The organism is Nonomuraea mesophila (assembly GCF_004352805.1).
Classification (GTDB): domain Bacteria; phylum Actinomycetota; class Actinomycetes; order Streptosporangiales; family Streptosporangiaceae; genus Nonomuraea; species Nonomuraea longispora.
Genome location: NZ_SMLD01000099.1, coordinates 15,908 through 36,132 on the forward strand (window position 1 = coordinate 15,908; position 20,225 = coordinate 36,132).

21 protein-coding genes and 5 pseudogenes are annotated in these 20,225 nt (G+C 67.2%); 12 read left to right on the forward strand and 14 right to left on the reverse strand.

Annotated elements, in window-relative coordinates; translation table 11 throughout:
- Positions 1 to 117: 117 nt before the first annotated feature.
- Together E1295_RS30350 and E1295_RS30355 are read right to left on the reverse strand one after the other, a co-directional pair.
- A complete protein-coding gene (locus E1295_RS30350) occupies positions 118 to 327 on the reverse strand; it encodes a DDE-type integrase/transposase/recombinase (RefSeq protein WP_166427478.1) in 210 nt (69 codons plus the stop codon).
- A gap of 94 nt (positions 328 to 421) precedes the next feature.
- Positions 422 to 862 (reverse strand): hypothetical protein, encoded by a 441-nt coding sequence (locus E1295_RS30355; protein ID WP_132329039.1) that lies wholly within the window; start codon positions 860 to 862, stop codon positions 422 to 424.
- 352 nt (positions 863 to 1,214) lie between these two features.
- Between E1295_RS30355 and E1295_RS30360 the strand changes: the two genes are divergently transcribed.
- The 5 genes from E1295_RS30360 (at position 1,215) to E1295_RS30380 (ending at position 4,967) form a co-directional block, all read left to right on the forward strand.
- On the forward strand, positions 1,215 to 1,658 hold the full coding sequence (locus tag E1295_RS30360; protein WP_132635311.1) for a hypothetical protein: 444 nt from the start codon (positions 1,215 to 1,217) through the stop codon (positions 1,656 to 1,658).
- Positions 1,659 to 1,736: 78 nt separating this feature from the next.
- Positions 1,737 to 2,216, forward strand: a complete 480-nt coding sequence (locus E1295_RS30365; protein ID WP_132635313.1) for a hypothetical protein — start codon at positions 1,737 to 1,739, stop codon at positions 2,214 to 2,216.
- Positions 2,213 to 3,088, forward strand: coding sequence for a permuted SH3 domain-containing protein (locus tag E1295_RS30370; RefSeq protein ID WP_132635316.1), 876 nt, complete (start codon positions 2,213 to 2,215; stop codon positions 3,086 to 3,088). The genes E1295_RS30365 and E1295_RS30370 overlap by 4 nt, the downstream gene beginning before the upstream one ends.
- Positions 3,089 to 3,093: 5 nt before the next feature.
- Positions 3,094 to 3,780 carry an ABC transporter ATP-binding protein gene (locus E1295_RS30375; RefSeq protein WP_132635319.1) on the forward strand — a complete coding sequence of 229 codons (687 nt, stop codon included), beginning with the start codon at positions 3,094 to 3,096 and terminating at the stop codon, positions 3,778 to 3,780.
- Entirely contained in the window at positions 3,771 to 4,967 is a 1,197-nt protein-coding gene (locus E1295_RS30380; protein WP_132635322.1) for an ABC transporter permease, read from the forward strand. The genes E1295_RS30375 and E1295_RS30380 overlap by 10 nt, the downstream gene beginning before the upstream one ends.
- 24 nt (positions 4,968 to 4,991) lie before the next feature.
- Here E1295_RS30380 and E1295_RS30385 read toward each other — a convergent pair whose 3' ends face one another.
- The 6 genes and pseudogenes from E1295_RS30385 to E1295_RS49080 form a co-directional block, all read right to left on the reverse strand.
- On the reverse strand, positions 4,992 to 7,976 hold the full coding sequence (locus tag E1295_RS30385) for an AfsR/SARP family transcriptional regulator (RefSeq protein ID WP_132635325.1): 2,985 nt from the start codon (positions 7,974 to 7,976) through the stop codon (positions 4,992 to 4,994).
- 197 nt (positions 7,977 to 8,173) lie between these two features.
- Positions 8,174 to 8,683 carry a helix-turn-helix domain-containing protein gene (locus tag E1295_RS30390; RefSeq protein ID WP_220448970.1) on the reverse strand — a complete coding sequence of 170 codons (510 nt, stop codon included), beginning with the start codon at positions 8,681 to 8,683 and terminating at the stop codon, positions 8,174 to 8,176.
- Positions 8,684 to 8,789: 106 nt separating this feature from the next.
- Entirely contained in the window at positions 8,790 to 9,221 is a 432-nt protein-coding gene (locus E1295_RS50300; RefSeq protein WP_220448971.1) for a response regulator, read from the reverse strand.
- 264 nt (positions 9,222 to 9,485) lie between these two features.
- Positions 9,486 to 9,638 (reverse strand): annotated as a pseudogene (locus tag E1295_RS52595) (ATP-binding protein); the annotation flags it as partial.
- Positions 9,639 to 9,696: 58 nt separating this feature from the next.
- A pseudogene (locus E1295_RS52600) lies at positions 9,697 to 10,134 on the reverse strand (sensor histidine kinase); the annotation flags it as partial.
- Between the two features lie 165 nt (positions 10,135 to 10,299).
- On the reverse strand, positions 10,300 to 10,458 hold the full coding sequence (locus E1295_RS49080; RefSeq protein WP_166427480.1) for a hypothetical protein: 159 nt from the start codon (positions 10,456 to 10,458) through the stop codon (positions 10,300 to 10,302).
- Positions 10,459 to 10,601: 143 nt separating this feature from the next.
- Here E1295_RS49080 and E1295_RS51220 point away from each other — a divergent pair.
- Positions 10,602 to 10,826 (forward strand): annotated as a pseudogene (locus E1295_RS51220) (IS21 family transposase); the annotation flags it as partial.
- 235 nt (positions 10,827 to 11,061) lie between these two features.
- Here the strand turns inward: E1295_RS51220 and E1295_RS30410 are convergent.
- From E1295_RS30410 to E1295_RS30435, 5 genes are all read right to left on the reverse strand, one after another.
- On the reverse strand, positions 11,062 to 11,820 hold the full coding sequence (locus tag E1295_RS30410) for an alpha/beta fold hydrolase (RefSeq protein ID WP_132635337.1): 759 nt from the start codon (positions 11,818 to 11,820) through the stop codon (positions 11,062 to 11,064).
- An 87-nt stretch (positions 11,821 to 11,907) separates the two neighbouring features.
- The gene (locus E1295_RS30415) at positions 11,908 to 12,366 is read right to left on the reverse strand and encodes a sensor histidine kinase family protein (protein ID WP_132635340.1); all 459 of its coding nucleotides are present in this window, start codon (positions 12,364 to 12,366) and stop codon (positions 11,908 to 11,910) included.
- 333 nt (positions 12,367 to 12,699) lie between these two features.
- Positions 12,700 to 13,656 carry an NADP-dependent oxidoreductase gene (locus E1295_RS30420; RefSeq protein ID WP_220448972.1) on the reverse strand — a complete coding sequence of 319 codons (957 nt, stop codon included), beginning with the start codon at positions 13,654 to 13,656 and terminating at the stop codon, positions 12,700 to 12,702.
- A gap of 466 nt (positions 13,657 to 14,122) precedes the next feature.
- Positions 14,123 to 14,392: a hypothetical protein gene (locus tag E1295_RS30430; protein ID WP_132635346.1), complete on the reverse strand. Its 270-nt coding sequence runs from the start codon at positions 14,390 to 14,392 to the stop codon at positions 14,123 to 14,125.
- Positions 14,393 to 14,442: 50 nt separating this feature from the next.
- Entirely contained in the window at positions 14,443 to 15,129 is a 687-nt protein-coding gene (locus E1295_RS30435; RefSeq protein WP_166427481.1) for an ATP-binding cassette domain-containing protein, read from the reverse strand.
- Between the two features lie 129 nt (positions 15,130 to 15,258).
- On the opposite strand from E1295_RS30435, the gene E1295_RS30440 reads away from it, so the two are divergent.
- From E1295_RS30440 to E1295_RS30460, 6 genes and pseudogenes are all read left to right on the forward strand, one after another.
- Entirely contained in the window at positions 15,259 to 15,540 is a 282-nt protein-coding gene (locus tag E1295_RS30440; RefSeq protein ID WP_132635350.1) for a hypothetical protein, read from the forward strand.
- A pseudogene (locus E1295_RS52605) lies at positions 15,531 to 16,124 on the forward strand (ABC transporter substrate-binding protein); the annotation flags it as partial. The gene E1295_RS30440 and the pseudogene E1295_RS52605, both read left to right, overlap by 10 nt.
- Before the next feature lie 85 nt (positions 16,125 to 16,209).
- Positions 16,210 to 16,902, forward strand: coding sequence for an ABC transporter permease (locus E1295_RS30450; protein WP_132635352.1), 693 nt, complete (start codon positions 16,210 to 16,212; stop codon positions 16,900 to 16,902).
- Positions 16,903 to 16,923: 21 nt separating this feature from the next.
- Positions 16,924 to 17,130: pseudogene (locus tag E1295_RS52610) on the forward strand (ABC transporter permease); the annotation flags it as partial.
- A gap of 38 nt (positions 17,131 to 17,168) precedes the next feature.
- Positions 17,169 to 17,519, forward strand: coding sequence for an ABC transporter permease family protein (locus E1295_RS51225; protein ID WP_132635355.1), 351 nt, complete (start codon positions 17,169 to 17,171; stop codon positions 17,517 to 17,519).
- A 444-nt stretch (positions 17,520 to 17,963) separates the two neighbouring features.
- The gene (locus tag E1295_RS30460) at positions 17,964 to 19,373 is read left to right on the forward strand and encodes an OmpA family protein (protein WP_246080528.1); all 1,410 of its coding nucleotides are present in this window, start codon (positions 17,964 to 17,966) and stop codon (positions 19,371 to 19,373) included.
- Positions 19,374 to 20,064: 691 nt separating this feature from the next.
- On the opposite strand, the gene E1295_RS30475 is transcribed toward E1295_RS30460, so the two are convergent.
- Positions 20,065 to 20,225: IS3 family transposase (locus tag E1295_RS30475; RefSeq protein WP_166427482.1), on the reverse strand; the 161-nt coding region annotated here is incomplete at its 5' end.

Sequence of the window (20,225 nt, forward strand, 5' to 3'; positions counted from 1 at the left end):
GAGCCACTCGTTCTTCAACCCTCCAAAGGACGATTCTGCCAGCGCGTTATCCCAGCACACGCCCGCAGTGCGTCCAACGGGTCGACGCATCCCGTACCGGACCAGATGCCGCCCGAATCAATCGTGCGTATAGTTCCAGCCGCGGTCGGAACGGAAGACACACCCTTGCTGCATCTCCATTTTACCGGCGGCCGTGTCGATCGCGTCGCAGACGAGCGAGGTTCTGTAGTGGTCAGCCATCGCCCGGCCCACCACCATTTTGGAATGGCAGTGAATCACCGTGGCGAGATAATCGAATCCTTCCCAGGTGCGGCCACCGCCGATCATGTGGGTTCCACACACCCACATGATCGGCGGTGGCCGTCTCATGTCCCAGCCTCGATCAGATCGAGATCCGAGATCTCGAGATGCGACTGGAGTACTAATACCGCATTTTTCCCACAAAGGTGTGGCTGCAGAGAATTCCCGTACAGATGACTCGCCTCTTGAACGAGGTGAAGAATTTCTTTCCGTTCGATGTGTTCACCGTAAGACGCTTCTTCTGGTCTTCCCTGGGGAACTCTCGCGGGGAGGCGCCCATCCACTTCCGGGTCTTCTTGGACTTGACGCCGAACCAGAGCCCTGGGGGATCGCTGCTCAGGGAGCCGGGGATCTTCGAGAACTTTGCGTCGATGGGCCCCTTGCCCTCCTTCTTTCGGATGGTTTTCGAGTTGAACCATTTGATCTTGGCATAGACCGCCCCTTTGATGTTCCTCCAGTGGGCGGCCTGTGCGGGCTGCGTGCCGAGAGTTGTCGCCAGTAGCGTCGCGAGGGCTACGGCGAGAATCGTCCTCAGGGTCGCCGCCAGAGGTCTCGTGTTCATGTTCTCCCTGCTGCCGATTTGGGTCACAGACGCCGGATCGCCTCCCGACGCTAGAAGGGCGCGCTGTGCGGAGGCTGTGCTGTGACTGATGCGGCGGTGATGCCGAGGGCCATGTGCCGCCTGAGGCGTGGCGCACCGACCGCCGCACATCGCCGCGTTAGCCAGAGCACAGGCGCAGCACAGCGAGCGGTGGTTGGCTATGTGGCCTTCACTCCTGAACCGGGCGTCCGGCTCGGGAGCGGCTCTGTTTCGCGAGGCCGGAAAGGACCCGCGTGAGCGGCCAGAACCGCCGTGATCATGCAGAGGAACAAGATCCGAATCTGGTGATCCCGTAGTAACTGTGAGGAGCAGCATGATCTGTGGAAAGAAGTTGGTCGTCCTGAAGGCCATACTCGTCGTCGCCGTCGCGCAAGCACTGGCCGTCACCGTCGTCGCGCAGCCGGCGCAAGCCGCTCGCTGGAGAGATATCGACGGCAAGGTCTGGTCTTCGGCCGGCAAGTGGTACAACTCGAAAACGATCCGCAAGAAGGCGGGCAAGGGAAATATCGCCGCCAAGTTCGCCAAGCTGCCCAGCAGGGGAGCCTTCAAGAAAGGCATGTTCTTTGGAGTGAAATCAGCCAAGGGCAGGTATTGGATGAGCGGCTCGATACCCGCTTTCTACAAAGAAGGCGAGAAGCGGGTCCTCGCGACCGGGGTCAAGAACGGCAAGAAGTTCTTCACGTCCTTCAAGAGGCGAAGCCACTGCAAGGCGTCAGTATTGTGCAGGCACTCTTTCGAGGGTCAGATGCGATACTGATAAGCACGCCCGGGTGTGGTGCGAGCCGAGCACCCAGGCATTCTCGGGAAGACGAATCCGGCCGGAATGAGGGTCGTGATGAGAATCGCAGCAATGGGGCTGGCGGCGGTGCTGGTGTGGGGATCCACTGCGTGCGCTACCGGAAGGGACAACTCCGAGTCGAATTTCCTGACGGCGATACAAGCCGATCAGGAATATCTGGCTGAAGCGAGAAGGTGGCAGTTGCCGGACGGCCTGGACTGGCCCCGGCCGCCGATACACGAAGAAAAATCGAACGTCGACGGTGCTCCCATGGTGTACGAGGCCGGATATGGCGCGGTCATGGCCACGGAATACTGGTATTGCTCATGGGGAAGGGCCCTGGTGGACGCGGAAGACGGCGAGGAGCGGTCACGGGCGCTGGCCGAGGTGCTCAAGCTCCCGCAGACCGCCTACTTTCAGAACATCGAAAATCCCGACAGCGACGTCAGAATGCTGACGGCGGCCCGGGCTGGCGATTACACGCACATCGCCGCAGACCTCCAACTCAACTGCGCGGACCAAGGGAATAGACGATGAGACCGAAGGCTCGCAAGAGCCTCGTCCTTCTCCTCTGCGCGGGCGCCGTGGCGGCGGTGGCGATCGGCTGGCCCGCAGTCCAGGAACCGCGGCCAGATTCCGGGCACGTGGCAGACCTGGACACGGCGGACACGGCCGAACCGGAAAGCGTGGCGGTCTCTCGCCGTGATATCAAGGCCGTGGTGGCGGTGGAGGGTTCGGTGGCTGCCGGTCCCACCTATCGGATCACGGCGCCGAAGACCGGCACCGTCCACTACGGTTCCGTATTGGCGGGATCGCATGCGGGCACGGTCAATCTCGGCAAGGGCGAGCAGCCGTTCAGGGTGGGGGATGAGGCGGCGAAGGTTCCGGTCGAGTCGATCCTGAAGAAGACACTCGTCCCGGACGGCGCACGAGTGCACAAGGGAGTGCCGGTCGTCGAGGTGGCGTACGCAGGCTTCGGTCTGCGCGGAAGACTCCCCAAGGCGTCCGCGTACCGGCTTCTGAGCGGCGATATGAGCGCGACGGCGGCGATCACCGACGGTCCTGCCGGATTCGACTGCACCCTGCTGGTGGCGTCGAAGGCACCGGCCGAGCCGGGCGAGGAGGGTCCAGAAATCCTTTGCGCGATTCCCGACGACGTCAGGGTCTATAACGGATTGTCTGGTCTCATCATCGTCGCCAGTGGACAGGTGGACGAGGCGCTGGCCCTGCCCACGTCGGCGGTGTCCGGTTCGGCGGTGACGGGAGAGGTGACCGTGGTGAACGATGACGGGTCCACCGAGGTGCGGAAAGTCGGCCTTGGCGTGACCGACGGCGCCATCGTCGAGATCACCCACGGCCTGTCAAAAAGCGATCGCGTCGCGGTCACGCCGCCTCGCCCCGTGCGGTGATCGATATGCGGCTCAAGGCCGAAGGGCTGGCCAAGGTCTATCCCTTGCCGTCCGGCGGCACCGTGGACATCCTCTCTGACGCGTCGCTGACCGTGGAGACCGGCGAGATAGTGGCGGTCCAGGGGGCTTCGGGCAGCGGAAAGAGCACGTTGCTGGCTCTCCTGGGACTGCTCGACACGCCGGACGCTGGTGAGATCTCCATCGACGACGCGTGTGTCAATCGCCTGCCGGAAAATAGACGCTCGGATCTGCGTGCCAAAAAGCTGGGGTTCGTCTTCCAGAACTACTCGCTTCTCCCGCACCTGTCGGCGCGGGAGAACGTCGAGCTGCCACTGATGCACGGTCCCCGGATGGCTCGCTCGCAAGCCCGGGCGGCGGTGCTGGACTGCCTCGACGCCGTCGGCCTGGCAGGCCGGGCCGACGCGCGGCCGCGCCAACTCTCCGGCGGAGAGCAGCAACGCGTCGCCATCGCCCGCGCGCTGGTGCGCGGGCCCGCCGTCGTGCTGGCCGACGAGCCAACCGGAGCCCTCGACACGGGCACGGCCGACAGGGTGCTCGATCTGCTGTGCTCAGTGGCGACAGAGGCCGGAGCAGCGCTGCTGCTGGTGACCCATGATCCGAACGTTGCGAGGCGAGCCGATCGCGCGCTGTTCTTGCGGGACGGCGTGCTGGAGCGTACGTCATGCGCCTGATCCGAGACGCCCTTCGCGACATGCGAGCCCACCGGATCCGGACGGCGCTCGGCGGGCTCAGCCTCTTTCTCGCGCTGCTGTCGCTGGCGGGCACGACCGTCGTCGGCACCGTCGTCGAAGACCTGTTCGTCGCGCGGGAGGAGCAGCTCAACGGCAGAGTGCCGACTCTCGCGACCTCCCTGGACATAGGATCTGTCGGGACCGTCCCGCTCGATGAGCTGATCTCCACGATTGCTGCCGAGATACGGGCGCGCGACGGTGAGTTCGCGATAATCCAGGAGAAGACGGTCCAGGTTTCGAGCACGCCTGGTGACGAGCTGACCCGCGAGTACGTCGACGGTACCGTCTCCTTGGTCGCGGGCCGGCTCGATCAGGTCCGGAGACTGCCGGTGCTGGAAGGCCGCTGGCTGGACTCCGATGAGCACGTATATCCCGGCGGGATAGTCGTGAACATGGCCGGCAGGGAGGTCTACGGCGGCGTCGGCGACGTCGTCCTCCTCCAGGGCAGCCCGCACGCCACGGCGTATCCGCAGCGGATCGTGGGGGTGATCAGCGACGGCGTCGGCGGTGCGATGATCTATCAAAGCCTGTCCTCGGCCGTGCACTTTCAGCCGCATGTCATCGACACCGTGTTCTCCTCAGAGTTGCTGGTCCATCTGCCCGGCGAAACCGTACCGGAGGTGGCGGGAGCGATTCGTGACGCGTCGGCGGCGCTGGGCGTGCCCAAGGACAGCCTCCAGCCAGCGGTGAAAGGCGACCTCGACTCACTGCTGGGCAACCTGGCGATGATGGAGCTCGGCTTCGGCGTGGTCTCGGGCGTGATGCTGCTCGTCGCGATGCTCAGCCTGCTCAACATCGGCCTGGCCACCTTCCGGGAACGAGCCAGGGAGCTGAGCTTGCGCCGGGCGCTCGGCGCGACCAGGCTGCGGATTTTCGGCCTGGTCGTCGCCGGTACCACGCTTCTCAGCTTGGGCGTGGCCGTGATCGCGATCGGCGTCAGCTATCTCGCGGTCGCCTGGCTGACACCGCGGCTGATCGATCCTGCCTCCGCCCTCGCGCCTCCCGGCTATCCGATGCTCGCCGCCGTGATCTCCCTGTCCGCCTCGTTCGGCGCTGGCCTGATCGGGGGCCTGGCCCCGGCGGTGGCCGCGGCTCGGACGAGCCCGACGCGGCTGCTTCGCGCATGAACACGCCGAGCGTCCGCCTGGACGTCAGGAGCCGCTGGTGGAAGCGGCGCCGAGCATGGCCGACGCCCGTCGGTAGCACTCCGCGGCTGCCGCGTCGCCCAGTGCGTCGCTGATCCGGGCGAGTTCGCGCATGGTGGCAGCGATCCGGAGTGATGCGCGCAGGCGCTGCCAGATGGCGAGGGCGTCAAGATGGGCGCTCCGGGCGGCCCGGTGGTCACCCCGGGCGTTCCGGACCCGGCCGAGGGCGTCAAGGGCGCGGCCTTCGTCCCACAGGTGCCCATGGTCCCGCGACTCTCGGAGGTTGTCCCTCAGCACGGCCTCGGCGTCGGAAAATCGGCCCTGGACGGCGTACACGCGGGAGATGTCACCGGCGGTGCCGTTGACCCGCAGTTCGTCACCGACCCGCTGGATGATCGCCTTGCCCTGTGACAGGCACTTGACGGCTTCGCCGACGCGGCGTTGTTTCAGGTAGGCCAGGCCGATGTTCTTCGTCATCCACAATTCGGAGACAGGCGCCCCGCACTTTTGGAACGCGTCGCGTGCCTCCTCGAAGAGCGGGAGATAACCCTCCCGCACACCTGCCCTCCGTGCCGCGACGATCAGCGAGAACGCGGCAAGCCCAAGCCCGGCGAAATCCCTCTTGCACCGGGCGGTGGCCAGCGCGTCCATGTGTTTTCCCAGTGCGTGCCACTGCTGTGGCGGCTTCGGCGGCTCCGCGTGGCCGCTGAGCCGCTCTGGGATGAGCGACGCGTAGGCGGTGACCGCGCGCGATGCGTACGTGAGGGCCGCGTCGAAGTTGTCCTGGGACGACTCGGCGTCGAGTAGCAGCCCGAGCATGCAGGCGACCCCGCCGTCGTCCTCGGCCTCCTCCGCTGCCCGCAATCCGTCCCGCAGCGTATCGGTCCATTCGTCATAGGCGCCCCGCATGTCGAGATAGGTAGACATGTGCTGGGCAAGGGGCCAGGCGACCTGCGCGAGCTTCCCATCGGCGGCCTGCCGGACGACCCGGCGCAGGAGTCGCCACTCCTCGTCGAACCAGGTGAGCGGGTACGCCCGTGCGGCTTCGCGGACCTCCTCGGGCGCCTGCCAGCGGGCGGGAGGCGCCGGGTCCTCACCGTACCAGTGCGGCATCTCGCCATCGGCGACGGAGGCCAGGTCCAGCCAGCCGTTCATGACGCGCGCGGAGACGGCGGCGCACGTCTCGGCACCGTCCGCGCGGGCAAGCTCCTCGGCGAAGAGGTGGACCAGGTCGTGGAGCGCAAAACGAGGCCCGGTCAGCCCTTGTCCGGCGGGCTCCACCAGGTGTACGTCGACGAGGTCGTCCAGGATCCGCTCCGCGAAGCCCAGCGGCCGGTCGAGCAGGGCGGCGCTGACCCAGGACGGGAACTCGTGCGAGCCCACGATCCCCAGCCACCGGAAGAGCCGCCGCTGGTCGAGGTCGAGCCTGGAGTAGCTCGCGGCGATGCTCGCGCGAACCCCGGCATCGCCGAGTTCGAGCCAGTCCAGACGTCCCCGGTCGTCGGAGAGCCTGCGCGCTATGTGCGACAACGTCCAGGTCGGCCGGGTCGTCACGCGTGCGGTGACCATGTGGATCGCCAACGGCAGGCCGTCACACAAACGTACGATCTCCGCGGCGGCAGGCGGGGCCTCGGCCATGGCTGCGGACCCGACGGCGTCCTGCAGGAGGTCCATCGCGCTCTCCTGGTCGAGGGACCTCACCGGCATGGTGCGTACGATGTCGCTGCAGGGAAGCCGGCGGCGGCTGGTCGCGATCACACAGCAGCCGGGACCGACCGGAAGCAGATGGCGGAGCTGAGATTCCTCGGCGACGTCATCGAGGAGGACCAGGACCCGCCGGTCGGCCAGCGTGTCGCGGAACAGCCCGCTGAGAGCGTCGAGCGTGAGACCGCGTCCGTCGGCGGACACGCCGAGGGCCTGCAGAAACTGATGGAGCACGGACCGCAGATTCCGGGATCGCCTTCCACAGCCGCCGAGCCGGGCGTAAAGCTGACCGCCGGGGAACTCGTCACGTATCCGGTGGCCGAGGTGGGTGGCGAACTCGGTCTTGCCGACACCGCCCGGCCCGACGAGCACCAGGCATCTCGGCCCTGTCACATATTCCTCGGACGTCAGGCGGACCGCCGTGTCCATCATCTTGTCACGGCCGATCAGGCGCCGCGTCACCGGAGGTAGCTGCTGGGGCCTCCGCGCCGGCGGCCTTACCGGCGCGGTCTCCTCACCCGTCAAGATGGCGTGGTGGACCCGCTGGATCTGTTCCGAGGGGTCGATCCCCAGCTCTTCCGCCAGCCGCTCGCGGACACCCTGGAACACCGAAAGCGCCTCGGCGGTCCGCCCGGTCCTGGCGAGCACCGTCATGTACTTCGCCACGAAACCTTCCCGCAGCGGGTGGACGCTCACAAGCGAGGCGAGCTCGGCGACCAGGTCGCGATGGTGCCCGAGGGCGAGATCCGCGTCGATCCGCTCCTCGATGGCCGCCAGCCGCCGCTCCTCCAGCCCGGCCGCGGCCTCGCGGACCGCCGGGTGCGGCAGGTCCGCGAGCGCGATGCCCCGCCACTGCCGCAAGGCGTGATGGTACAGGTCCACAGCCTGAGGGAGGTCACCGCCGGCGGCTCTGTCCCGGGCGCAAGACAGGGCGCGGTCGAACTCCTCGACGTCAAGGCATCGCCTCGGAACGATCAGCCGATATCCCGGAGCCTTGGTCTCGATGAGCGAGCCGTCCTCCCCCAGTGCCCTGCGCAATCCCGAGATCAAGCCGTGCAGCCGAGATCGGCACGTCTGTGGGGGGGACTCGCCCCAGAGCGCGTCGACCAACTCGTCCGACGAGACGACCTGACCGGCGCGCAGGAGCAGCAAAGCGAGCATCACCCGCTGCTGGAGGCCTCCGACATCGACCACAGAACCGCCACGCTCGACGGTCAGCGGGCCGAGCAACCGGAAATACAGGTCCCGCCCCGCCAGGGGCGACGTGCCGCCGACGGTCCGAGGCATCAGTGCATCACCCTCCCATCCCAACCGACTGAGGGTTCAGAACCATGCGTCTGGCCGAGGGCGACGCGAACTCCCACCTCGTTGTCCGGACGGCAGCATTCCACCGCGTGCGCAGGCTCCCCTGCGGTGTCGAGCGCCTGTTCCAGCGCCCTGCGGTCGAGCGAGTACATCGATGTTGTCGTCTCCGGGGTCAATCGTCACCCCTCCGGCAGCCCCACGGGGACGGCGTACAGGATGGCCTGAACCGGGCGCGCGCCCCCTGCCGGCGACGTACCGCTCCTCCGATAGCGCTCAAGCACAGCGAACATGTCGCGGCCGAACTCACGGAGCTGGTCCGGCGTCAGCCACAGAAGGTTGCTGGACAGCGTGGAGACGTTGCGCCACTCGTCCGGGAGTCCGTGCCGCCGATCGATGAATGTCTCGATTGTCCGGGCGTCCCTGGCGAGCATCGTCTTGGCGAACGCGTCGGCAGAGCGCGTCGCCGACGAGTCCTCATCGGGGCGGTGGACGTACGTGGCTCGCCGCATCGCCAGCCGCCACGGCCGCGCACGCCCCTTTCCTCCGCCGGTCTCCTCGACCACCCCATATTTTGCGAGCAAATGCAGATGATAGGAGCACACCTTCGGGGCCAGTCCCAGGAGTTCGGCCGCGCGGCTCGCGGTCACCTCCCCGTTCAGTTCGAGAAGGCGCAGCAGCTCCAGCCTCACCGGATGGGCGAGGGCACGCAGGGCACGCGGGTCGGTCCCTGGTTCGCTATGTGAACCACTGTTCCCGGAAGGCATGTTCCGATGCTCGGGGATGTTCTGCGGGCTGTCAACCTAGGTGCGCCTCGGCTTCAAGCAGGGGCTCGGCTGTCCTTCCCTCGGAGCGTGGAGACCGAACAGGGAGAGGTCTGGTCGCGGCAGCAGTCACGCGGCGGCGCTTTGATCCGGAGTTCCGGGCCTGACAGACACCCGACTGGAGCGCTCCGAACAGGTACTCGTCGGTGTCGAAAGTGGTGAGCGCGAGCACCCTCGGTGGTGCCTCCACGTCGGCGAGTTGCCGGATCGCGGAGATCCCGTCGACATACGGCATGCGCAGGTCCATCACCACCACGTCGGGACGCCTCCACAGCGCCTGGTGCACGGCCTCGGCTCCATCGGCCGCCTCACTGACCACCTCGATGTCGGACTCGCCGTCCAGCGTCACGCGTAGTGCGTCGCGTACGGCCGGCTGGTCATCGGCGATCACCACCCGAATGATCACAGCGCACTCCTCATCCAGGTCGGCCGGGCCAGCATGCGATGCACCCCATGATGCCGGACTGTCGATGTCGAACCATCCGTCATCCGGTCGCTCACGTCGGGTTCCCCGCAGCGCTGGAGGGCTGTGCCTGACCCTTCGGTGACGCCAGACCCTTCGTGATCGGCACGACGGCCTCCACCAGCCAGCCGTGCTGGGGACCGGGCCGGCCGTGAACGTTCCCCCATGCTGGTGTACGCGTTCGCGCATGCCCCTGATGCCGCGCCCCTCCGCTCCGGCAAGGCCGCGGCCGTTGTCCGTGATCGACATCGTCACCGCGGTCCGGCTGCGCCGCACTCGCACCTCCGCCTTGGTGGCACCCGAATGGCGGGCGGCGTTGGTGAGCGCCTCCTGCACAACGCGGTAGACCGTATGACCCACGCCGCGCGGCCAGGTCCTCGATCTCTTCCAAGCCCGGTGTGGCGGGCGCCTCGCGCAGGGTGTCGAGCAAGGCGCGTACCTCTTTCAGCGCGGCGGAGGACAACTCGGCGATGGTGCCCAGTGCTCTGTCGGCGGTCGGCGCCTGGCCGCGCAGGGCACGGCGGATGGCGGTGGCCTGCATGTGGATCGCGGTGAGGTGGTGGCCGACGCTGTCGTGTACGTCGCGGGCGAGTACGGCGCGGTCCTCGGCCATGGCGCGCCTGGCCTCGGCGTGGTCGAGCCGCGCCGCCTGCGCGACCCGCTCACCGCGCAGCCGCAGGGCGTGGCCGACGGAGACCGGAGCCACGCCCATGATGACCAGGTCGGTGACCACGGACAGGCCCTTGTAAGCCTGCGGTATGAACAGGCCGTAGCCGATGGTCCAGACAATGGACAGGCTCATGACCAGCCATGGGCGGCGCGGCACGTGGAAGGCCGCCGCCCCGAACATGACCATGGTCACCAGCCGGCCAGGCCGGCCCGGTATCACCAGGCCGAGCAGAGCTATCGCTGCCGACAGCAGCCCCCCGGCAGAGGGAAGCGTGCGCGCAGCGTCAAAGGCAGGGCTGCGGCGGGCTGGCGCCCGCCAGGAGGGGCAGCCCGGGTTGTCCTCCCACAGCCTTCAGGTAGCGGGCGCGGGGAAGCTGGTCGGCCAGTCGGCGGCCGGGCTGTTGTCGTCGTGTTCGCCGTTGGCGATGAGCACAGGCGGCAGGCCCGGCGCCTTGATGGGACGGGGCGCGTATGTCCTGGTCGGGGGCAGGCCCGCGCAATGGTTGGCCATCGGCCACACCATCCGCCATCCGCCATCCGATGTGAGGCGTATCGCGACGCAGCGTGGTCTCGAGCTTCTTGAGCTTGTCGTAGTGCGGGTAGGGCAGACAGCACACACTTTGCGCCAGAGCCGTAAAAGTCCCCACAGATGGCCGGTTAGTGCGGTTCGCCAGCAACCAGTGCGGCGCGACCACGCTGCGATGCTGGCTCTTCGAGACGCTCGGCGGAGTGCCCAAGGCAGTGCTGGCTGACCGGATGGGTTGCCTGAAGGCCGGTGTGGTGGCCTATAAGGTCATCCCCACCGGCGACTACGTGCCTTTCGCCACGCACTACGCCTTCCGGCCGGACTGGTGCGAGGGGGCCGATCCGGAATCGAAGCCTGCTAGCAGCTGTCGCCACAGAAGGCTCGCACCTGTCGGTTGGGCGATTCGAGGGCATCCCGAGACCGGATGGGCAGGAGGTGACTCATCGGACAAAATGCCAGCTCGATGGTCCCTGCTCGGGGAGGCTGAAAGTGGTGAAGGTCCGTCAATCCCCATATCTCAGGCCAGATCGAAATTGGGACGAACCCCGACAATCAATCATTAGATGCCCACTCAAAACTGGCTCTCCCTCAGCCAGCGGGGACCGTCTCGCCGAGGAATCGGATCAGCAAGTCAGTTACCACCGCAGGTCGCTCCAGGCTGGGCAGGTGGCCAGCCCAGGGCAGTTCGAGGTGGCGGGCGCCGGCGATTCGTTCCGGCAGGCCGACGGCGATCTCTCGGAAGTCAGCGAGATCGTGCGCTCCCGACACAGCCAGGCAAGGGGCTGTTATCCGCGCCAGGTCGACCGGCGCGGCGGTCGAGGCGAACTTTGCTGCCGCATGGGTCTCGACCGCATGCCGGTACATCTGCCGGACCTGTTCCCGAACTTCTCCGCTGGCTTCAGGGCCCAGCCACGTCATGACGTTCAACTCGACGGCCTCAGCGATGTTGCCCGCCGCCAACAGCGCGTTCTTCCGCTCGGTGAACGACTGCAGTTCAGGGCCCGGCACGTGTCCAGGCATCGCGGAACAGAGCAATGCCACGGCAGTGACTGCGTCCGGCCGTGTCGCCGCCACCTCCAGCGCGATCTCGCCGCCGTGGGAGGACCCGACCAGGGCAACTCGTTTGAGGCCCAGATGGTCCAGGAGGTCGGCGACGTCTGCGGCATCGCGGTACGGCCGGTCCGCCACCGGGGAGTCGCCAAACCCCCGGAAGTCGCACCACACCACGTAATAGCCCGCGTCACGCAGGGCCGGCCATTGCGGGGCCCACATGTGCCGATCGCACACCGCCGAATGCAGCAGCACCAGAGCAGGACCATCCCCCGACGAATCGTAACAGAGAGTCATCTAGTGCACGGTAGCCGGACCGGCCCCGATGGACTACCGACACGCTGACACGAGCAGCTCCTCAGCGCCGAGCCATTAGCCCGTCATTTATCCAGCTTGATACGGATTCGTGGCCCCACTTTGCGGTGGGCATATCGGGCCCACAAGCGGTGCGATGCCCGCTCCGTCGTCGAGTACCTCGAGCACGGCCTCGCTGTTGCGTCGCTCGGTGACGATGACGGTGCTGTCGGCATGCCGCTTGGCGTTGTCCAGCAGCTTGGTGAGCATGCGGGCGAGCCTGTGCCGGTCGCCCGTGACGACCACTCCGGGTTGCGGGCTGGAGACGATCTTCTTTGAGCGCGGTCCGGTGGTTTCGGAGGTGACCCGTTCGGCCAGGTCGACGGGCTCGCGCTGCCCGGGTTCGCTCGCGTCGAGCTTGGTCAGCGTCTGCAGGTCGGTGAAGATGTTCTGGAGCCGGTCGAGGCTGGCCATCAGTTGCTGGCCGGTCTGGCGCCAGTTGGTCTCGTTGGGAGCGTTGTGCAGGGCGGCCTCGAACTCGGCGCGCATGGCCCGCCCACGTCTTCTCCCTATAGCTGCGCAGGGCCTGTCAAGGCGTCAGCCCCAGGTCACGCAGTTGCGCGGGCCGCGGCGGCCGATCAGCGGTCCATCACTGTGGCGCACTGGTCGGGGGTGAACACGAAGTGCCGTTAGGTCACCGAGTTGCGCCGAAGTGCCGCCCAGCTTGGAGAAGAGACGGTAGAGGTGGGTGCCGAAGGTGGGCTGGGCCAGGTGGAGCGTTGATCGATCTCGCGGTTGGACACCAGCAAGTCTGCGGCGGCCAGGCGTGCGATCGTGCACGGATGAGATTGCGGTAGGGGCCAATGTTCCCGGGCGCCGCGGTCAGCTCTGGACGATCGCGGTGAGGACGGTCTTGCCGGTGGCGCTTCCGCTGTCGATGTACCGGTGCGCCTCGGTGGCCTGTGCCAGCGGCAGTTCCCGGGACACGCTGATTTTCAGTTTTCCGGAGTCGGCCAGCTCGGCCAGGTGTTCCAGGCCGCGGTAGTCGGGCTCGACGATGAGGGGCGCCACCCGCAGGCCGCGCTCGGCCGCCTCCTGCGAGACGTCCAGCCCGCGCGGCAGCGGGATGAGCAGTCCCCCTTCGGCCAGCACCTCCAGCGAACGGCGGCGGGTCTCGCCACCGACGAGGTCGAGCACCACGTCCACGGCCTCGACGGCCTCCTCGAACGCGACGGCCGTGTAGTCGATAACCTCATCGGCTCCCAGTGAACGCACGAAGTCGTGTTTGGCGGCGCGGGCGGTGCCGATCACGTAAGCGCCCCGCGCCTTGGCGATCTGCACCGCCAGATGGCCGACACCGCCCGCCGCCGCGTGAATCAGCACGCACATGCCGGGTCCCACCTGAGCGGTGTCGACCAGGGACTGCCAGGCGGTCAGTCCCGCCAGCGGCAGCGCCGCCGCCTCCGCGTGCGACAGGCGCGCGGGCTTGCGGGCGACCTGCCGCGAGCGCACCGCGACGAACTCGGCGTACGTGCCAGCACGGTGCGGGAAGTTCGGCATGCCGTACACCTCATCGCCCGGCTGGAAGCGGGTCACGCCGTAGCCGATCTCCGCCACCACACCCGACAGGTCCCAGCCGGGGATGAACGGCGGCCGGCCCACTTGGGGGGCGAAGCCGCCGCCGGCGCGGGTCTTGCCGTCGATCGGGTTGACCCCGGCGGCATACACCCGTACCAGCACCTCGGTGACCCCCGGCTCGGGCCGGGAAACCTCAGTGAGCTGCAGCACCTCCGGCCCGCCGTAGGCGTGCTGGAGGATCGCCCGCATGGTCGCCGTCATGACGTACTCCTTCTTTGGGCCCTTCGGCCGAGCCGAATCGAGGTGTGGGTGGCGATCCCGCACCGGCCCGCTTGCGATCGGTGTGGGGGAAGTGGCAGGGCTCAGCCGCCATTGATGTCGCCCAGCCCGGACGCCCGGTGCCGATCGTCCACCCGCATGGACCAAGAATTCCACGGGAGCGTGGACACACCCCCGCCATATCCTCCGTGTCTCGGGAAGTGACTCTCCCGGGTGAGCCCAGCATTCCGAACGTTGCCGAAGGCCCCGCCTCGGGCCGTGACACACGGGAATCAGGCGGTCCGGGTGGGCGCGGATTCACTCACCGCGCTGGCTTCCTTCACCCGCAACCTCCGCCGGGATCTCGACACTGTCCGCAACGGCCTGACACTGCCTCACAGCTCGGGCCCTGTCGAAGGGCACGTCAATTACTCGCCCATTACGCCGAGTCCGAGCGGCACACCCGACATCACCCCGAGTCCCGAGGCTGAGAATCAAGGTAGCCCGCGGCCTGGAGGGTGAAGAGCTCGGCGTAGCGCACTCTCGCGGACATCAGCTGGTCGTGCGTGCCGTGCTCGGCCACCTGGCCGCCATCGAGTACGTAAATGTGGTCGGCCATCCGTACGGTGGCGAAGCGGTGCGAGATGAGCAGCACCGTGCGCCCGGCCAGCAGGGTGCGCAGCTGCTCGAAGAGCAGGTGTTCGGCCCGAGCGTCGAGGGTGGCGGTAGGCTCGTCCAAAATGATGAACGGGGCCTCCCGGAAGAAGCACGCGCCAGGGCGACACGCTGTCACTGCCCACCGGAAAGGTCGATCCCGCCGACGAACTCGGGTCCCAGCAGCGACTCATATCCCTGGGGCAGCGCGGCGAGGAAATCGTGGGCACCGGCCGCCCTGGTCGCCTGCGTCACGGCGGCACGATCGTCAGCCTTCTCCCAACGGCCCATCCCGACGTTGTCGGTGGCCGAGAGCAGGTAACGCTGGAAGTCCTGAAACAGTACCGCGATCGAATGGCGCAGCCGATCTGGGTCGGCTGCGGTCACATCGACGTCGTCGTACAGGATTCGCCCGGACTGCGGCCGATAGAGGTGCGACAGCAGTTTTGCCAAAGTGGTCTTCCCCGAGCCATTCTCACCGACCAGGGCGACGACCTGGCCGACGCCGATCTCCATGCTGACATTTCGCAGCACGGGGTGTCGGCCCGACGGGTAGCGGAAAGTCAAGTTCTCGACCCGGAGCCGCCTAAAGCCGACCGGCTCCGGTACTGCCTGCGGGGCCTGAGGAGCCTTCCCGAGTTGCGGAAGGTTCGGCGACTGCGGGGGCAGTGATGATCCGGGGGCAAACGCGACGAATCCCTGCAGATCCTGCAGGAACGGAGCCGCCTCGAAGAGCTGGTCGGTCCCTGCAGCGGCGCTACGCAGCCGTACGCCGAGCAACAGGATCGCCGTGACGGCGGCACCGGCGTCGGCAACGGCCATCCCACCTGTCACAGCCATTGCCAGCACCAGGCCCAGAACCGATCCCAGCGCGACGCCGCCGGGTCCTGCGCTCTGGCGCTGACCGGCTGCATCACCGACAAGCTGGGTGTTGTCGGCCCCACCGCGAGAGTGGGCGACACCACACCGCTGCAGGTCAGCTTCGCTTCCGCACCCGCCTCGCTCGACCCGGCCAAGAGCTGTACGGGTGAAGACCGCCAACTGCTCGACTCGCTCTACGCCCGCCTCGTCGACTTCGGCGCGAAGCGCGGCCCAGAAGGCACCACGCAGATCGACTACACCACGATCATGCCGTACCTGGCCAAGAGCTGGGACACCTCAGAAGACGGCAAGACCTACATCTTCAAGCTGCAAACCGGCTGGAGTTCCCCAGCGGTGCCCCGATGGACGTGATCACATGGGTGACCTCGCCCTCCACGCAGTTGCTGAACGTCGAGAACGGAACGAGGGACATCGCCTTCGGCCTGAGCGGCTCAGCGCTGAACTCGCTGAAATCGAAGCAGAACGTGAAGGTCGTCGCCTACGACGACACCCAGTCCATGGTCATGACCATGCCGAACAACCGGGAACCGTGGACCAACCGCGATCTCCGCGAGGCCGTGGTCAAGGCCATACCGGCCCAGGACATCATCAAGAACGTCCTGTACGGCTTCGGCAAGCAGTACTACGGGCCGATCCCGCCCTCGATGCCCGGCTACAGCGAAGAACACGGACAGCCGGTCGCCGCGAACGTCGAGGAGGCCAAGAAGCTGGTGGACAAGTCGGGCGTCAAGACGCCGATCAACGTGACGCTCGACATCCTGGCGGGGGACCAGAACCAGAAGGCCCTCTCGACGGTCATCCAGAGCGCGCTCAAGCAGATCGGCATCAACATCACGGTACGCACGCTGACCTCCAGCGCCTGGAACGACGCCGTCTACAACGGCAAGAGCCAGGCCACGCTCCGCTTCGACGGCCCCGCGCTGGCCAACGCGGGCTACTATCTCCAGTACGACGAGGCGTGCAGCAGTGTGGGGACGTTCAACACGGGTTACATCTGCGTCCGGGCGAACACGCCGTTGCTTGACGCTCCAGCAACCGAGCGCCGAGCATCTGCTGGGAACCGACGGCGAAGGGCGCGACGTCCTGACCCGCGTCGCCGTGGGGGTGGGCATCTCGATCATGCTGGCCGCGCTCTCCGTCGTCCTCGGCTCCGTGGGCGGGCTGATCGTCGCGCTGGCCTGCGGGCTGGGCGCGCGGTGGCTCGACCGCGTACTGATGGCACCGATGAACGCGGTGCTGGCCTTCCCGCAACTCCTGCTCACCATGGCCATCGCCATCGCGCTCGGCACCGGACTCCAGAGCGCGGTGATCGGGATCGCCGTGACGATCATTCCGGTGTTCGCGGTGACACTGCGAAGCGAAGCACTGCGCAGCAGATCAGAAGCGTTCGTCGAGGCGGCGATCACGATCGGGCTGCCTCGCTGGCGTATCGCGCTGCGTCACGTGGTGCCCTATCTCGGTACCACGATGACGATCCAGATAGCCGCGAACTTCGGCCACGCGGTGATCACGCTGGCCGCACTCAGTTACATCGGCGTCGGCGCCGGACCGCCCACGGCCGAGTGGGACGCGATGATCAATGACGGGCTCCAGCACGCGGTCAGCGGCCAGTGGTGGGTCGGCGTGGCGCCGGGCCTCGCGCTGCTCGGATTGGTCATCGCGGTCAACATCCTCACCGACCAGATCCGGGCTCGCCGCTCGGCCGACGCGTGACCGCCCAGAGGAGAGTGCCGCGTGTTCCGTGACATCCGCCAACGACTGGCCGCCAGCGTGGTCACCATCGTCCTCGCGTCGTTCGTCTCGTCCGTCGTGCTCCGCGCGCTGCCCGGCGACCCCGCCCGCCTGATCGCCGGGCCGCTCGCCGGCCAGGAGACGATCGAGGCGACCCGGCGCGGCCTGGGGCTCGACGAGCCGTTCTTCGCACAGTACGGCCTGTTCCTCTGGGACTTCGTCAGGGCCGACTGGGGCTACTCCTTCTCGTGGGCGAACAGGTGCGCACCGCGCACACCTCACGCCTGGCCGCCACGTTCGAGCTTGCCCTCTACGCTTTCCTGCTCGCCATCGTGGGCGCGCTGGTGTGCGCCAATGTGGCGAGCTTCCGCCCCGGGCTGCGGCGTGGCCTGGTGCGGTTGTTCGCCCTGGTCGGGCTCGGCAGCCCACCCTTTTGGGTGGGGCTGGTGCTTATCGTCGTGTTCTCCGCCCAACTCGGATGGTGGCCGGGGCCGACCGGCCGGTTGTCGCCGCAACTTGTGCGCGGCGCTCGCCCGTGCCCTCCTGCCCCGGCCCCGGTCGCCCATCTGCGACGAGAGCACCTCGGGGCGCGTCATTGAACTGGAGGAGGTCGACCTGCGACGGCCGCGCCACGCGCTGTCCGTCCCCGCCCACGACGGGCAGGACCCGCCGCCATGTCCAGATCGGCGGGCCGCTCGCCCAGCGATACCTCCTGCATGCCCCGCGACAGTGCGCGGGCTGGACGTAGGCTTGGCTGTCAAAGTTTCCGACAGTGAACGGTATGGTCACCGTCTTCGTTAGTGGCCGGTTAGCCCTATACCGGATGAAGTGGAGTTTTTGTGAGGCGCACCACCTCGACGACCGTGATGTCCGCCGTAGCTGCACTGACGCTGGGAGGATGCGGCCTCGCCGGAGGAAACGACGAACCCGCCGCGTCCGGGACGCCCAAACCAAAGCAGAGCACTGACAGCAGCAGCGCCCCCGCGGCCGCATTCGTCAAGGAGGGGTTCGTCGGAAGCTGGAGCGCTCACCAGAACGCACGCGTGAAGATCGCCGAACTCGCCGCGGTCGACGGCATGACCAGGCTCACCGTCGAGTACACCAGCCTCGCGGACCGGCCTATCGCGGACGTCGGCAAGAATGACAACGCGATGAGCGTCCAGCACTTCTTCCGCGTCCTGGACCCGGTCCAGCAACTGCGCTACACGCCGTACGAGAAAATCGGCTCCGACATATGGGACTTTTACGAAGAGGAGCTCTGGCAGCCCGGCGTCACCTACACGCTGGTGGCCTTCCTGCCGCCGCTGGAGGGATCCCCGCAGCGGGTCACCGTCGAGGGCCCCGGCGGCATCGGCGAGTTCGCCGGTGTCCCGGTCGTGCAGGGAAAACCGCAGAACTATCCGTCGGCCCTGCCGGAGGAACGCGCCGAGGGATGGCCGCGCAAGGGCGAGAACGTCATGGTCCCGGTCACCACCGGCGAACCAGACGAGGAGCCGGTCATCACCAAGCTCGTCTCCCAGGTGGAGACCGTGGTCGGCCGCCGGGAGACCGACTCCGACCGCGAAACGGTGGCGCTACGCGCCGATGTGCTCTTCGCCTTCGACAAGGCCGACCTGAGCAGGCACGCCAAGGGCGTCCTCGGCGACGTCATCAAGGAGACCCGCGAGCGCGCCGACCCTGACAAGCCGCCCATCACCATCACCGGCCACACCGACGGAGTCGGCACCGACCGCTACAACCAGACCCTCTCTGAGGACCGCGCCGACGCCGTACGCGACCTGCTCGCAACCGAACTCGGCTCCGACTACGAGTACAAGACGCGAGGCAAAGGCTCCACCGACCCTGCCGAGGCCGAAGGCGGCGACGACGACGCCTGGGCCCGTTCCCAGAACCGCCGCGTCGAGATCTCCTACACCTTCAAGAAGGACGTGGCAGCCGAACCCGAGCCCGAGGACGAACCGGAGACCGAGACCAAAACGCTCACCGTCAACCCCGCCGACGCCGCGCCGCCCGCGAGCTTCCACCCCCTCACCCACGCCAAGCCCGCCGCCGAAGCCACCTTCGACCAGAAATACTTCTTCAGCGGAAACCAGGAACACTCCTGGAAGCTGCAGGTCTACCCGTTCTACCGGGACGGCGCATACCTGGTGGCACGGTTCCGGACCACCCACCAGGGCGACGACCTGCCGGGGAACAACCCCTTCGGCACCGAAGGCTCCTTCGAGTTCAGCGCCTTCGAGCCGAAGACCGGAACCATCTACCCCCAGGTGTACAACGGCCAGGACAAGTCCCACGTGGACCGCGTGGGCTCACGGCTCTGGCCAGCCGCGCTGGCCTCGGGGTCAACCCAGTACGGCTACTTCTACATCCCGGCCCCTCCCGAGGAGACCACGGAGCTGACCTTCAACGGCGGCGGCTTCGGCCTCCTGGAGGGCATCCCCATCGAGAAGTGACAGCCGCGCGCTTCCATCCCCTCCTGGGGAAGGCACGCCGGGATATCTCTGGACGGCATCGGCGGCGAGAGTGACCGCGTCGCCTGTGACGTCCGGTCCAGCAGTACGTGGCCAATGCGGGCTGACCGCTTCCACCCGGCGCCACCTTCTCCTCTTGCATTCTGCAGCAGCGCGCAAGTTCTCAGAGGGCGTTACGCAAGTTGATGTCCCTCTCGTCCTTTGCCTTGGTGAAGGCGGGCCGGTCAGGGCGTTAGCAGTTGGGCTGGGAACGCGGCTGAGCGAACATTCCTGGCTCGGTTTCGACGAGAATGCCCTGGTTGACCAGGCGCTTGAGCTTGGCGCGGATGTTCTCGGTGTTCTTCTTCGCGATGGGCAGGTCCAGCGCCTGGCAGAGGTCACGAGCTCGTAGTGGGCGGCCGAGGTCGGCGAAGACGTCCAGGATCTGCCGGTAGGGGTCGCCGTAGTACTCGAGAAAAATCGGGCGGATATGGACCTGACCTGGTGCTTCGCTAATCCTGGTGGAGCAGGTCGGCAGGAGCCGGAGGCTGCGGCGTTGTAGGTGTTACCGGCGTCGCGTCGCTGGGTCTCGGGTGTCTTGCCAGCGGGCCAGCGCCTCGGGGGAGACACGGGCGTAGCAGGTCAGGGACGCGATGGAGTTGCCCCGGTTCGATAGACACATCAGGGCTTGCGACTACGCGGCAGCATAGTCGAGATCTTGGGCGTTCTTGAGCGCGTGTCGGCGTTCGTATTCGGCCGGGCTGAGCTGGCCGTTGGCGGAGTGACGGCGGCGCGGGTTGTAGAACCCCTCGATGTAGCTGAACAGGGCTCGTTCGGCTTCTGACCTGGTGTGGA

What these genes read in the sequence shown, in the direction of transcription:
- E1295_RS30375 (WP_132635319.1), top strand. Translation starts at nt 3,094, where the DNA reads ATGCGGCTCAAGGCCGAAGGGCTGGCCAAGGTCTATCCCTTGCCGTCC.
- E1295_RS30350 (WP_166427478.1), bottom strand. Translation starts at nt 327, where the DNA reads ATGATCGGCGGTGGCCGCACCTGGGAAGGATTCGATTATCTCGCCACG.
- E1295_RS30360 (WP_132635311.1), top strand. Translation starts at nt 1,215, where the DNA reads ATGATCTGTGGAAAGAAGTTGGTCGTCCTGAAGGCCATACTCGTCGTC.
- E1295_RS30380 (WP_132635322.1), top strand. Translation starts at nt 3,771, where the DNA reads ATGCGCCTGATCCGAGACGCCCTTCGCGACATGCGAGCCCACCGGATC.
- E1295_RS49080 (WP_166427480.1), bottom strand. Translation starts at nt 10,458, where the DNA reads ATGGCCAACCATTGCGCGGGCCTGCCCCCGACCAGGACATACGCGCCC.
- E1295_RS30355 (WP_132329039.1), bottom strand. Translation starts at nt 862, where the DNA reads ATGAACACGAGACCTCTGGCGGCGACCCTGAGGACGATTCTCGCCGTA.
- E1295_RS30385 (WP_132635325.1), bottom strand. Translation starts at nt 7,976, where the DNA reads ATGCCTCGGACCGTCGGCGGCACGTCGCCCCTGGCGGGGCGGGACCTG.
- E1295_RS30435 (WP_166427481.1), bottom strand. Translation starts at nt 15,129, where the DNA reads ATGGCCGTTGCCGACGCCGGTGCCGCCGTCACGGCGATCCTGTTGCTC.
- E1295_RS30420 (WP_220448972.1), bottom strand. Translation starts at nt 13,656, where the DNA reads ATGACGGCGACCATGCGGGCGATCCTCCAGCACGCCTACGGCGGGCCG.
- E1295_RS30410 (WP_132635337.1), bottom strand. Translation starts at nt 11,820, where the DNA reads ATGACTCTCTGTTACGATTCGTCGGGGGATGGTCCTGCTCTGGTGCTG.
- E1295_RS30370 (WP_132635316.1), top strand. Translation starts at nt 2,213, where the DNA reads ATGAGACCGAAGGCTCGCAAGAGCCTCGTCCTTCTCCTCTGCGCGGGC.
- E1295_RS30415 (WP_132635340.1), bottom strand. Translation starts at nt 12,366, where the DNA reads ATGCGCGCCGAGTTCGAGGCCGCCCTGCACAACGCTCCCAACGAGACC.
- E1295_RS30365 (WP_132635313.1), top strand. Translation starts at nt 1,737, where the DNA reads ATGAGAATCGCAGCAATGGGGCTGGCGGCGGTGCTGGTGTGGGGATCC.